Here is a 13,508-nt window from a genome sequence, read left to right as displayed (position 1 = left end):
CCCTGCCTGTTACAAAGTGAGGGTTAGCGCATCATGGTTTGCATTAACACATTGTCGCGACATAGATAGGCAACCATGTCGGTAATGGCTAAAACGATGGTTGACCGCACTTTTTGATTATGACGAGCAAGATGCATGTCGTACATTGGACCGCTAAGTTTGTTAAGCCTGGCAAGGTCTTCTTCAATGGGCATAATCCGTTGAATAGCGTGCACTTTGTTAAGTTCGAACAGAATGTCTATTTCAGTAAAACTTACCTTCTCATCTTGAATTTTTGTCCACTCTCTTAGGGTGACAAAAATTTCGATGTCTTCGTAAATCTCCTGAGAAATCACTCCTAAACCCAAAATTAGCTTTGCACGCAGCATAATATCGCCCAGCGGGCCATCATTTTTCAACAAGGGGTCTACTGCAAACTTAACGGCATAGTCGTCTTTGTTGAAGATGCTTTTTAGCAGGGTGTCTACGGTGTCATCAAGGGCGTCGTACGCCGCCATTAAACACTCGCTAGCACTGCTTGCTTCAGCAATAGCTTCTAATAGCTCAGCTTCATTTGTGGGGTGAATAGGCATAGGGTCTCGGTAATAACAAAGTGCCACATTAGTGGCACTTGGCTGATTCATTATTTCAACGCTAAATACGCTTGTTCGGCTAGTTTAACAACTTCGTCGCTACTATTCAGCTCTGAATAATGCGCAAGTGTGTCGCAGAAGCCTTTTTCTTTGAACATTGCTTGCAGTTCTACTGCTTGTGGATCGTCATCGTTTTGATAATGGAACGCAGCCGCTATGCCTTTAATTAGGTGGCTGTTGGGTAGCTGATATTCCAAAGTACCGTTTAGTGGCTTAATCAAACGATCTTGTGGGCTGAGTTTACGAATAGGCTGGCGGCCTACGCGGTCTACTTCGTCACGCAAATAAGGGTTGGCAAAGCGGCCAAGAATTTTTTCTATGTAAGCAGCATGCGCCGTTGGGTCAAACTGATAACGGCGAATCAGCACTTCACCACTTTCTTGCATGGCGGCTTTAACGTCAGCTCTAATGGCTGGGTCTTCAATGGCATCTTTAATGGTTTCGTGACCCGCCATTACACCTAAATAAGCGGTGATGAGGTGGCCGGTGTTTAAAGTGAACAGTTTGCGTTCTACAAAGGCCATTAGGTTGTCGGTGCATTCCATGCCTTTAATGTCGGGGATGTTGCCCTTAAATTGGGTCTGGTCAACAATCCACTCACTAAAGGTTTCTACGGTTACCGCTAATGGGTCGCTTTCACCGGCTTCTGCTGGTGGCACAATGCGGTCCACTGCTGAGTCAACAAAACCGATCAAAAGCTCTGTTTGCGCATGTAAAGCAGGGGGTAAGTGTTTAAGTACTTCCGCTTTTAGCTGGCTAGTACCGCGTACCATGTTTTCGCAGGCGATAATGTTCATTGGCTGAGTGACACCGGTTAGCAAGCGTTTCTCAATGCCTTGGGCAATGGTTTTAGCAATAATGTTTAATACTGTTGGCCCTACCGCGGTGGTCACAAGGTCAGATTCTGCCACGCAATCAACCACTTCTGCACTGCTTGAATTTACCGCGGTAACTTTGCTTACTGGCTCTAAAGTGCATTGTTCGCCCACTACCTTAACCTGGTACTCGCCACGTTGTTGTAGTGCGGAAATAACGGTTTCGTTTACGTCGGCAAAGGTAACGGCGATGCCTGCGTCGGCTAATAATTTGCCAATAAAGCCGCGGCCAATATTACCGGCGCCAAAATGTAATGCTTTCATAATAAATGTCCCGAAAATAGTACTGTAAAACTGAAACAGGAGGCCAAAATTGTTTTTGGCCTCCGTAGGTATTAAAAAAGAATGAGGCTTACTTGCCGTTTAGGATTCGAAGCACATCATCCGGGTTTGATGTTGTTTTTAAGCATTCAATTGCTTCTTCGTCGTCCAATGCGTTGGTAATGGCGGTAATCACATGAATATGTTCATCACCTTGCGCTGCAATACCAATCACCATTTTGGCAATATCGTCTTCGTCTTCACCCCAGCGGATGCCCTCTGGGAACTGACAGAACACGATGCCAGTGGCTTTAACGAATTGTTTTGCTTCAATTGTTCCATGTGGAACAGCAATAGATTCGCCAAGATAGGTAGAGACTAGTTCTTCGCGAGCTAACATGCCTGGCACGTAATCGGCCTCCACGTAGCCCAGCTTCACGAGTTGTTCACCAGCAAACTGGATCACATCTTGTTTGGTTTTTGCTTCCATTCCCAAAAAGATGTTTTCTTTTGAAAGCTTAAGCGTTCCTGATTCGCTAGAGCTTGTGTCTGCTGGCGTTTCAGCCTTTTTTGCTGGAGCCGCCTGTGCAGTGCTTAGTTCGCTGACTAAGTTGTCGTAAAGTGCGCTGTCTAAGAAGTTATTCAAAGATATATGCTGTGCTTGCGCCGCATGAGTTCGCGCTCGGTCGGTTAGGTCTTTGTGAGTAATCACAATGTCTGCGTCGTTTGGCAGGTTGTTAATGGCTAAGTTGGTGACCTCAATATTGAGGTTGGCAGCTTCAACTTTCTTACGCAGTAAGCTGGCGCCCATCGCGCTAGAGCCCATACCGGCATCACACGCTACTATGATTTTGTTAACCAACGCCATGTCTGCAGTTACTGCTTCACCAGATTGGCCTTTAGAAGATGACTTCATGCCTTGCATTTGGCTTGTTGCTTGTTCAAGTGAATCGTCTTCGCCAGTATCAGCTTGGGTTTTAAGCAGCAGCGAAGCAACAATGAATGACACTGCAGCAGAAGCGATTACCGATAGAATCACACCTACAAAGCCTGACTTCGGTGTCATTAGTAGTACCGCAAAAATAGACCCTGGTGATGCTGGAGAAATCAGACCTGCGTCAAATACAGTCAGTGTGAATACACCTGTCATACCACCGGCAATAACCGCCAAGATAAGACGTGGATTCATTAACACGTAAGGGAAGTAAATTTCGTGGATGCCACCAAAGAAGTGGATGATAGACGCACCCGCTGCAGACTGCTTAGCGTTACCTTTACCAAACACCATGTAAGCGATAAGTAAGCCAAGACCTGGACCAGGGTTTGCTTCAATCAAGAAGAAGATTGAGCGACCAAACTCTTCTGACTGCTGAATACCCAGTGGCGAGAAGATGCCGTGGTTAATCGCATTATTCAAGAATAGGATTTTGGCTGGCTCTACAAAGATAGAGGCTAGTGGTAACGCACCCGCTTCAACCATGGCGTTAACGCCTGCAGCTAAACCCGCAGACAGCAATTTAACCGCTGGGCCAATCACTAAGTAAGCAAGAATGGCACAAATCATACCGATAATGCCGGCAGAGAAGTTGTTTACCAACATCTCAAAGCCGCTTTTCACTTTACCGTGAACCGCTGCATCAAATTTCTTAATGGCGATACCACCAAGTGGGCCAACAATCATCGCACCCATAAACATTGGAATGTCGGTACCTACAATTACACCCATAGTTGTAATAGCACCCACAACCGCGCCGCGATCGCCGCCAACCATTTTACCGCCGGTATAACCAATCAATAGTGGTAGCAAGTAGGTAATCATTGGGCCAACCATAGAGGCTAGCGTTTCGTTTGGTAGCCAACCGGTTGGGATGAATAGTGCAGTAATAAAACCCCAAGCGATGAAGGCGCCAATGTTCGGCATCACCATGTTGGAGAGGAAGCGTCCAAAGTTTTGTACTTTAATCTTTGCATCTGGGGATAGCATAGAATTGTCCCTTTAATGAATTTGTTTGTCGGTCCTTGAAGGACCGCTGGGTGTCTCTCAAGTTGATGTAAATTTAGCATAAGATTTCATTTTGCCTACTCTCAGTGGGTTTTTGTGATACAGGTCTCTTTTTGGTTGGGTGTAACCAGAATAATTAGTGATTAACGTCACGTCATTTGTGCGTTGGTAACTTACAAGCCAATTTAAGTGACTTTTAAGTAAATATTAAGGTGATGCGTATCACCCTTTGCTAGTGGGTGCTTGGTGGATTGATTGCGATCTATATCTCATAAATTAAATTCCAAGCCTAGTTTAGGTATTGATTAGTTCATTTGTTGAGCTGTTTCGGTTCGTTTATTGAGCCTAGCATGGCTATTTTGTAGTTAAATTACATTTTTGTAGTGTTTTTTCTTTGGCGTTTTAGTATTGGTAATGAAAGGTTCGAGCAATAATGATGCTTTATCGACATTCTTTGGTTGTGGGAGTTTTCACTTATGATTAACGCAGTGTTGTTTGACATGGATGGTTTAATCTTTGATACCGAAAGCATCTATAAAACCAGTTGGAAATATGCCGCTAAAGAGCAAGGCTTAGAGCTGAGCGATGCTTTGTATCAGTATTTTATTGGCGTGCCTGATGCAGCCTGTGAACAAATGTTAGTGCAACACCTTGGTGCTGAACTGGATTTGCAGCGATACCAAGCGATAAGAGATAAGCACTTTCACGCTTTGTGTGCTGCCGGGGTAACTTACCAACCTGGTTTTACCGAGTTGTTTGGCTATTTACAGCAACGAGCCATTCGTTGTGCTTTGGTGACCTCCTCTGGTGTGGCGGAGGTTAAGCATTATTTTTCCGGCTCTCCCATTTTAGAGCAATTTGAACGCGTGATTACTTCGGAAGATGTGAGTCGTGGCAAGCCTTACCCTGATTGTTATTTGTTGGCTTGTGAAGCCTTGGCATTACCGCCAGCCGAATGCTTGGTATTAGAAGACTCGAATAACGGTATGCAAGCGGCGTTAGACGCAGGTTGCCAGGCGATAATGATTCCAGATATGTTGCAAGCTAATGATGAGGTTAAGCGCCGAGCCAAGCATATTCTAGCGCATTTGGGCGAGGTAATCCCGCTGCTTTAAATGTTGGTGGCTAACCATTGGAAGCCGATAGCTTATTAAATTGTACCAAAGGCTGTTAGCTGGCTGATTAAAGTAGTATTCAGATGCTTGGCGTTAGCTTGGCTAATAGATAAGTGCAGAGCAGTACACTGGTTAAAGCGCATAAACATCGCCAGTTCTTTCACTAAAGCCAAACTAAAGGCGTCGAGCCTTTTTAGCCAAGGCTCTAATACCAAGTTGAAAATATGCAGGGTTTGGCTGCTACGCTGAGCTTTGCAGTCCATTCGCGCTACTAAGCGACCATCCCATAATATAGGCAAAGAAAAATACCCGTATTGGCGTTTAGCTTTAGGCACGTAACACTCAATTAAATAGTCAAAATCAAACCGCTTTTGCATACGTTTACGCTGGATCAGCAAGTTGTCGAAGGGAGACAAAATTTTAAGTTTGCTGCGTGCTAGCGGTTTGCTCAGTAAGGTTAGCGATGCAGGCAATGCAAAATAGTGATGCCCATTAACGTTAAACCTATCGACTTCGCCGCTATTCAGCATTTCGTTTAAGGTGCTCTCTATTGCCTTTTTATTGTTCTTTAACAAGTACACCATTTCAGACGCTTGGCCTAACCCATTGGCGCGTAAGTAAGAGGTGACTAAAAAGCGGCTATGTTCTTCTTGGCTGGGAACAGATGTGTTGATAGTTGTTGGTAGGACTCGTTCGGTAAGCTGATACACCTTATGGAAGTTTTGACGGTAAGGCACCATTAAATCGCCTTGCATGAACAAACACTCCAACGCTTGTTTAGCTGGTTTGCTGGCCCAGTCACCGGTTTTTTTACCATGGTGCTCAAAATCTTTGGCCATTAATGGCCCTTCTTCGCTAATGCGCTTTAATATCGCGTCCATCAGTTGAGTGTTTTTGTTATACCAGTGTTTTTGCTGACCGCTGGCAAAGGCATGTTTACGTGGCAAGCTAAAGCGGTAATCACGCATGGGTAAATAAGCCGCCGCATGCGACCAGTATTCAAAGACCTTTTTATCTTTAACCAATCGATCTAGGTGCTCTACTTGATAACGAGGGTTGCGGTTCCACAGAGTGTGATGATGAGCGCGTTGAATCACTGAGATAGTATCTATCTGTACATAAGCGAGTTGCTCAATGGCGGCTAGGCTGGCATCTATTGCGCTGCCGCGAGCTGCTGTTGGCGGCAAGAGCTGAGCGTGCAGTACCAGTTTTCTAGCTTGTTGAAGAGAGAGAGTTTCTGTCATTAAGTATTTTTAATCGCTAGCCATAAAAACCAGCTTACCGCGAGTAGAGAGGGCAAACTAGATCGAGAGCGATTTTTCACATCCCGTTGCGCGCTTCAGTAAATGATTAAGTGACATGCAAAAATTATCCTATCAAGCTAATATTTAACGAGTAAACTTGACTAAGAGCATGATTAATCAGCAAGTCTGCTCACTGTTTGTTCTGCCTGCAAGGAATGCTAAATGATTGACCAAGAACTCGCCCAGCTCGAATCGGTATATCAAACTATTGTCGACTTTATGGTGCGCTATAGCTTCCAGCTAGTGGGCGCAATTATTATTGTGCTATTGGGGCTGTGGTTTGCCTCTAAAGTCGCTAAGTGGTTATTCAAAACCTTAGACAGTAAAGGTTTAGACATTACCTTGGCTAACTTTATCGCTAATGTGGTGAAGATATTGCTGATTAGCATGACGGTGATTATTGCCTTGGGTAAACTTGGGGTAAGTATTACGCCATTTGTGGCGGCATTAGGTGCTGTTTCTCTTGGCGCAGGTTTAGCCATTCAAGGTACCTTATCTAACTATGGTGCGGGTTTGGCGATTATTCTTACGCGGCCTTTCGTGCTTAAAAACACTATCACCGTAAAAGGCTACACCGGTATCGTAGAAGAAATTAATTTGGCGACGACGGTGTTGGTGAACGAAGACAACGAACGCGTGACCATTCCTAATCGCCATATTGTTGGGGAAATTCTTAAAAATACTGAGCAAAATAGTTTAGTAGAAGGTGAGGTGGCCGTGGCTTATGGCAGTGACCCCGAGCAAGTCATCGCCTTGATTGAAAACACCTTGGCGACCATTGCTGAGGTGCAAAGCGCACCAGCTACTAAAGTGGGCATTGATGCGTTCGCCGATAGCGGCATAAACATTAGTTACCGCTTTTGGGTACCCACTCCGATATTCCATCAAACAAAATTCTCTGCCAACCTTGCTGTGTTTAAAGCTTTGCAACAAGCTGGCGTGCAAATACCCTTTCCTCAGCGCGAAATTCGTATGCTGTCTGCCGATGAATAAATGGCTAAGCTACTTACTGCAAAGGAAAAATTACAGCAAATTGATAATTAGTATTATTAATTAATTACTAATTAAACAGCCAAAGCCCTATGATTTATTTTTGACTATGAGTTGAGCTTTGTTTGCTCTAGCTCTCACTTATCAAGGATGATCAATGAAATTTAGCTCAATTTGCTTGCTGCCTTTGCTGCCTTTGCTGTTAGGTTTAAGTGCTACTGCCTCTGCCAGGTTTCACTCGACAGTTCACGACAACCCTTATTGGCGACTCTCAACCTACCAAGACCTGCGCACTCAGCTGCGTTTTATGCCTTACTTCGCACGAGTGCCAGTGCAAACAGGGGCATTGATTATTAACGATAATAACCAAGGTATTGTGAATATCGACCAAGCGCTACCGACAGATCTTGATATCAATTATCAAGTTTGTGGCGAGCAGGTTGAGCCGCAAAGTATTCGCCAGGCGGTAGTTTGCACGGTAGACGACGGTGGTCGAGGTAATACCAACCCTGAGCATATTGGGTGGTCTACCCAAGGGCGAGAGCTACTAGGCATACGAATGGGCAACCCTAGTGGCAAGCGAGTGATGATTATTACTCAGCAACATGGCAACGAACCCGCCGGTACCGAAGCTGCACTTACTGTTATGCGCTGGTTAAGCGCTGGGTTTGGCTACAGCAGCAGGCGTATTCTTGAGCAGCTTGATATATTGGTTATATTAAGGGCGAACCCTGATGGCGGGGAGCCAGATCCACAGAGTTGTAACTTCAATCCCACTCCCGGCACGGTGATTGACGAGAACTGTGCCCTCATTAGGCAAAACCTTGATCCGCAAGCCGGTGGTGGATTTGCTGAAAACTCTGAAGCAGGTTTTATTGGCATTGTTGGTCGTGGTTACGATTTAAACCGTTATCACCATGTGAAGCTTGATAAGCCCATTCGCCCAGTAGAGAGCCAAGCCATGGTGGCAGCAGCATTGGCGTTTCAGCCCCACACGGTGCTAGATTTACACGGAGACCTGCAAAAAACCGATTGCCAGCTAGATTTTAGAACCATTCAGCCCGCGCAAGTACTTGGTGTGTTACCCACTGTTGATTGCTTAAGTGAAGAACACCAGGGCAACTTTCGTTTATTAAGCCCCTTTGCCGATGCTATTCCTGATTCTCAGCAAGAAAAGTTAGTACAAAGCTTGGCGGTGGAAGTGATGCAGCGAGTCGATAGGTTGTTTGTAGGCTCAACTGGCCGTTTTTCTCAGGTACAGTTAGGTGCTGGTAATATAAGTAGCGGTGCTACTGGCAATTATCAATTCATTGGTGCAGCAGCCGGAGGCTGGGAAACGGTTAACTTTACTAAAGATCTTCGCGGAGACGTGGTTGCGTTGGTAGATGGACAAGCGGTGATAGGGGTGAACCCTGGTTTGCCTGAACCTAGCTTGATCAGCAAACAGATTTGGATAAACCGAATTGCGTTGTTTGAAGCCTTATCAAGCTTGGCGGGTTATGCTCAACATCCGCCACAAGATACCAATGGCTTCTGTGATTATACCCTCGCCCAAGGTTTACGTGCTAACTTGCCTGCTGAATATTGGGGCTCGCAAGCTACTAACGGCCCTCAGCTTATTCCAATAGACCCGGGTGTTGGTGTACCGCTTTACATTAGTGGTAACTGTCCAGATAATCCTTTATAACAGTGGCTCAACCCCTATAATATTAAAGTAATCAATAATGCCGCGGTGTGAGACTGTGGCATTATTTTGATGTTGTTTCTATCCCTCAATTGCGGTAAATCATCTTTATATTAGTTTATTTGTCTTATTTTTTGACTTGTCACTAATAATCGATTCTTTTCCTATTTGTATGCTTGTTAAGCCATTTGTTATTTGTAGTATGTTGATGTTTATGGCCTTTTTGTAGGCCAAAAAATCTAATTATAAACAAATTAACAGCAAGCTTTAGGAAAGGACTCTTAATATGAAGTATGCCAAGTCAAAATTGGCGTCGTTGATCGCGATCTCACTTTCTTTAACCGCCTGTGGCGCTGGAGGTGGTGATTCTAGCCCTAAGAATGTCGCGCCAACGATTAGTGGTACGCCGCAGTCGAGTATAGATGAAGGAGTGGCATTTAATTTTACCCCTGTCGCTTCTGACGAAAATAATGACACCCTGAGTTTTTCAATTACCAATAAACCTACTTGGGCGTCTTTTGATGAGCAAACTGGGGTGTTATCTGGTACTCCCGCGCGCGAAGATATTGGCTCAGTATCAGACATCGTTATTAGCGTGAGCGATGGCAAGGAGACTGCTTCATTGGCTCCATTTGAATTATCGGTAAGCCGTGTATTAGCCTTGAGCGGTAAAGTTATTGATGGTTACGTATCTGGCGCAGTGGTGTTTTTGGATCTAAATCTCAATGGGGAGTTAGACGAAAATGAGCCCAGTGCAATAAGTGATAACACGGGCGCATACACTCTAGCTTTGAAGGGCGCTGATATTACCAGTTTGAAGTCGGCCCCTATTCGCGCACTATTGGGTGATGGAGCCATTGACCTGGATACCGGTGAAGATTTCTCTACTAATCCAGTTGTGTTGTCAGCTCCTCCTCTGTTTGAATTAGACGAGAATGAAGATCCTACCGGCGCAGCGATATCTCCTTTTACTTCTCTAGTTGTTGATGAATTAAAAGAAAGCTTAACCTTGCTGGCTAGCGGTTCAGTCAGTGCTGAGCAAATTAATCAAGAGCTAATGGCGGCTAAAACCAAGGTGGTAGCTGACTTAGGTTTAGACGGTGGTGTTGAGGTTATTTTAGGTGACTTTCTTTCTGATGAGGTAGGTGAAGCGATTAAAGCAGCCTTAGCAAAAGAAGCGATTGACCGTACTACTGAACGTCAAGAAGCGGCTAAAAAAGAGCAAGAGCTTAAACAGGATTTGGAAGACAACCAAACGGTAGAAGTTACCACCCGGCGAAGCAGTCGAAAAAATTGGATTGCTGGGAAAGAAGATTACTTCCTAGTTGAACAAAGCAAAATTACTACCTTATTGGATGACGGTACAAAAAAAGTAGCGGCTGAGTCCGTCAGTTACCTCACCGATGCTAACTATAAAAGAAAGCTAGATGGGGATCAGGAAGCGCTGATTTTTGAAAAAGAATCCTGGACCGAAAACTATTTGGCTGATGGAACTTATTCAGCCCATTTTTATTGGGAAACCGATTTAAACCAAGACAACCTTAGAACGTTTAAAGGGCGCGTTTACCGAGTCGGAACTCATGATGAAGCTGGTCAACTTTCCTATGTTGCTTACCATGATGAGTCTTCTTCAATTGACGAAGGTGGCTATGATGATGATGAAAGCTTTGACAATATAGATATTGAAGCAGCAGTTAATGCTGGAAACCTCTCTCAAATCGAATGGGTTCAAAGAGTGACGCATTCGTCTGAAACCTTAGAAAGTGGTGAACAAGTAAAAACGAGAATCAGTGAGTCTTTAGATAAAGAAGAACTAGAGCCTTACTTTAGAAGAACCCAAGTGACGACCACTTTTGCTGACGGCTCTGTTTCAAATGAAGAGCTTAGAGATTCTTCCGCAGATGGAACGATCAATGATTACACCAAAGAAACGCTAACGCCAAATGGTGAAAGAGAGTTCACTAAGCGAGGTAGTGTTTATACTTGTTGCATCAATGGTGTATTTGAAGAGTATGCGCAATACCGTTGGGATAGAGGTGAGCTTACTAATTATTGGGAAGATTACCAAGAATCAAGCAAAGTAGTTGATGGTTTAAAGGTATCGGAAGGTTCTGGTGGGCGTTACGTATACAGTTATGATACTGGAATGGCTGAACTTGGGCAGGATGGTAAAGCTATTAAGTTTCAGGATTGGAAGTATACAACTACCGATCTATCCGAAACTTTAAGCCTCGAGTTTAATGAATATCACCACTACGGCTTAGATAACTATTCATTTACTAAAGAAGAGCCTGGCCAAGCAGTTAAAGTTTGGGAGAAGGGTGATTCGGGTTTATGGCTTGGTCACGACTATCCGGAATGGAACTCTGCCGAAATAGAAGGTCTCGATAGTAAAATTAAAGCCGCCTTAGATAGTGGCTTATCTTACGCTGAAATTGATGAAAGTGTGGTTGCAGGCTTGAGTGCTTATAACGTACTGCGTTTTAGCGATAGTTTTGTTTACCAAGCAAATGGCGATGTGAGAACGTGGTTCTTAGTCAACCAATTTGAAGGAGAATGGCAGCTGCAAGAGACAGGTTTAGAGCAACTACCGAATGGCTGGCGCTTTAATGTTGTACCTGGTGGAATGGTCGTAAAATTGGAAGACAGTGATGATTATTACTCTCGTGATAATTATACCCCAGTGCCTTTGATTGATGCTGATGTTGATAAGGGGTACTTCGAATCTCAAATGTATTGGGATCCTGAGCAAACTTTTTATGGTTATTTAAATCAAGCAGCCGCCCAAGCTAAATTGGATGCGCTTATTGCCGAGGAAGCAGCTAGAGAAGCTGCGATGCCACGGGAACGAGTGAGCGTGCTGTTTACTCTTCCTAGCGAGCAAACCACTGGCTTAAACCAAAGCGAATTAGAAGCGCTATATGCAAGCTATAGCCTGCGAGCTGAAAATGCTGGATATTGCCAAAGCTTAACCAAAGACTATTCCGACAGAAATGCAGCCGGTGAGACAATTGCATTTAGTTCAGTCGATGCGTTGGGCGCGGTGTTCAATGTTGATATATACACAGAAGTGGGCTACGGCTGTTTTGAGTTTGATGTGGTGAATAAAGATGGCTCAGTATTTGCGCAAAGCCCTCTTAGATTCGAGCGTAGTAAGTATGCCCTAGCGGAAACTAAAATCGATAGTATAGAAGTTGACTATGCTGGGCTGAATGTTAATCACGCAAGTTGTGACTTGGAACCATTGGATGATTTGGGGCCGCTTCAGCAGCAGCTATTCTTGCGCAGTACAGGTAACCCATCCTCTGTAGATGGCACATTATTCGAGTACGTAGGGAACAATACGTATCAAGCTAAAGTATTTACTGACGCTGAGCAGGTGTTCAATTTTGAGCTTACATCTGAAGATGAGAGCTTAAGATTTTATGCTGATAACCCATTATATTGGTATGGAGACCAAGTTGACTTAGTTCCTAACACGGAATGGGATTACTCGAACTCTATTCTACTAAGCAGTCAAAAAGTGTCGTTAATTGCTTTTGAAATTAATGATAGCTTAGATGTAGGCTCAATTTTGGTTGCGATCTGTGAAGATGGTACGCTTTCTAATGTAGAAACTACTGCTGGCCCAATGTTGATGTCGGATACGGAGAATTTTGAAGAGTATTCGCATTATGTGTGGAATGCACCTTACATGTTGACAGATTATTGGTTTGAAAATACTGAAGCCAAGAAAGTTGTTAATGCGGAAGTTGTTACAGAGCTTACCGGAAAACGTTTGGTTATAAATGCATCTAAAGATGATGCTCAGCCGGACTTGGATGGTGAAGCTATTGAGTTCCAAAACTGGCAAGCGACACAAACCCAAATTAGTGACACTTTGTCGATTAACTACGGTAAATACCAGCACATTCCATTAGATGAGTACGCATTTACGGCTAATGATGAAAATATTGGCCAAAGTGTTCGAGTGTGGGAAAAAGGTGCAACCGGTATTTGGTTGGGTCACGAATACCCTGAATGGGGAAGCCTTGATGTTGTGGATTTAACTGGGCAAGTGCGCACAGCCATTGATGCAGGCAAAACTTACGCGGAAATTGACAGTTCGGTAATTCCTAATCTAGGGGACTATAACCGTTTAGCCTTAAATGAAAGTTTAATTTTTGATGATGAAGGTAATCCGAGAACTTGGTACCTAGTTAACCAGTTCGATGCAGCTGGATGGGAAGTAACAACTACAACACTAGAGTTATTACCAAACGGTTGGGTATTTAAGCCGATCCCAGGAGGCTTAATCATTGTTAAGTCTAGTGGTAATACACCTGTCCCTGTTTTAGCGGCAGATGTAGATGCGGGCTCGTTTGAATCTCAAGCTGTTTGGGGTGATACCGACACAACCTTCTTCGGCTACTTAGACTTAGCCAGCGCTAACGCTAAGCTATTGGAGTTAAGTCCTCCTTAGGTTTTAGGTTTCATGGTTTGATAAAAGGCGCTCACCAGCGCCTTTTTTATTATTGTTGTACCGTCCTAAATAAGGTTGACACATATCCAACATGAAATTGGAGAGTGTCATGAAAACAACCAGTAAACGTACCCAACGAAATTATTCTCTTGCCTTTAAATTGGCAGTGGTAGACCAAGTTGA

At 44.1% G+C, this 13,508-nt stretch carries 8 protein-coding genes; 4 read left to right on the top strand and 4 right to left on the bottom strand.

Annotation, left to right across the window (positions count from 1 at the left end):
* Positions 1-23: 23 nt before the first annotated feature.
* From FFR00_RS11075 to FFR00_RS11065, 3 genes are all read right to left on the bottom strand, one after another.
* Positions 24-623, bottom strand: coding sequence for an MltR family transcriptional regulator (locus tag FFR00_RS11075; protein WP_201798736.1), 600 nt, complete (start codon positions 621-623; stop codon positions 24-26).
* The gene (locus FFR00_RS11070; protein WP_137673467.1) at positions 623-1,771 is read right to left on the bottom strand and encodes a mannitol-1-phosphate 5-dehydrogenase; all 1,149 of its coding nucleotides are present in this window, start codon (positions 1,769-1,771) and stop codon (positions 623-625) included. The genes FFR00_RS11075 and FFR00_RS11070 overlap by 1 nt, the downstream gene beginning before the upstream one ends.
* Positions 1,772-1,859: 88 nt before the next feature.
* Positions 1,860-3,752, bottom strand: coding sequence for a PTS mannitol transporter subunit IICBA (locus FFR00_RS11065; protein ID WP_137673466.1), 1,893 nt, complete (start codon positions 3,750-3,752; stop codon positions 1,860-1,862).
* A gap of 494 nt (positions 3,753-4,246) precedes the next feature.
* Here FFR00_RS11065 and FFR00_RS11060 point away from each other — a divergent pair, with 494 nt between their 5' ends.
* Positions 4,247-4,885: an HAD family phosphatase gene (locus FFR00_RS11060; protein WP_137673465.1), complete on the top strand. Its 639-nt coding sequence runs from the start codon at positions 4,247-4,249 to the stop codon at positions 4,883-4,885.
* A gap of 35 nt (positions 4,886-4,920) precedes the next feature.
* Here FFR00_RS11060 and FFR00_RS11055 read toward each other — a convergent pair whose 3' ends face one another.
* Positions 4,921-6,129: a winged helix-turn-helix domain-containing protein gene (locus tag FFR00_RS11055; RefSeq protein WP_137673464.1), complete on the bottom strand. Its 1,209-nt coding sequence runs from the start codon at positions 6,127-6,129 to the stop codon at positions 4,921-4,923.
* Between the two features lie 222 nt (positions 6,130-6,351).
* On the opposite strand from FFR00_RS11055, the gene FFR00_RS11050 reads away from it, so the two are divergent.
* From FFR00_RS11050 to FFR00_RS11040, 3 genes are all read left to right on the top strand, one after another.
* Positions 6,352-7,182, top strand: coding sequence for a mechanosensitive ion channel family protein (locus FFR00_RS11050; RefSeq protein WP_137673463.1), 831 nt, complete (start codon positions 6,352-6,354; stop codon positions 7,180-7,182).
* A gap of 154 nt (positions 7,183-7,336) precedes the next feature.
* Positions 7,337-8,866 (top strand): M14 family zinc carboxypeptidase, encoded by a 1,530-nt coding sequence (locus FFR00_RS11045; protein ID WP_201798735.1) that lies wholly within the window; start codon positions 7,337-7,339, stop codon positions 8,864-8,866.
* Positions 8,867-9,149: 283 nt separating this feature from the next.
* Entirely contained in the window at positions 9,150-13,325 is a 4,176-nt protein-coding gene (locus FFR00_RS11040) for a putative Ig domain-containing protein (protein WP_137673462.1), read from the top strand.
* The last annotated feature ends 183 nt before the right edge of the window (positions 13,326-13,508 follow it).

The organism is Agarivorans sp. Toyoura001 (genome assembly GCF_005405585.1).
Classification (GTDB): Bacteria; Pseudomonadota; Gammaproteobacteria; order Enterobacterales; family Celerinatantimonadaceae; genus Agarivorans.
Note: the sequence above shows the minus strand (reverse complement) of the source record. Positions and strands in the feature narration are given on the sequence as shown.

What these genes read in the sequence shown, in the direction of transcription:
- FFR00_RS11040 (WP_137673462.1), top strand. Translation starts at nt 9,150, where the DNA reads ATGAAGTATGCCAAGTCAAAATTGGCGTCGTTGATCGCGATCTCACTT.
- FFR00_RS11065 (WP_137673466.1), bottom strand. Translation starts at nt 3,752, where the DNA reads ATGCTATCCCCAGATGCAAAGATTAAAGTACAAAACTTTGGACGCTTC.
- FFR00_RS11070 (WP_137673467.1), bottom strand. Translation starts at nt 1,771, where the DNA reads ATGAAAGCATTACATTTTGGCGCCGGTAATATTGGCCGCGGCTTTATT.
- FFR00_RS11060 (WP_137673465.1), top strand. Translation starts at nt 4,247, where the DNA reads ATGATTAACGCAGTGTTGTTTGACATGGATGGTTTAATCTTTGATACC.
- FFR00_RS11075 (WP_201798736.1), bottom strand. Translation starts at nt 623, where the DNA reads ATGAATCAGCCAAGTGCCACTAATGTGGCACTTTGTTATTACCGAGAC.
- FFR00_RS11050 (WP_137673463.1), top strand. Translation starts at nt 6,352, where the DNA reads ATGATTGACCAAGAACTCGCCCAGCTCGAATCGGTATATCAAACTATT.
- FFR00_RS11045 (WP_201798735.1), top strand. Translation starts at nt 7,337, where the DNA reads ATGAAATTTAGCTCAATTTGCTTGCTGCCTTTGCTGCCTTTGCTGTTA.
- FFR00_RS11055 (WP_137673464.1), bottom strand. Translation starts at nt 6,129, where the DNA reads ATGACAGAAACTCTCTCTCTTCAACAAGCTAGAAAACTGGTACTGCAC.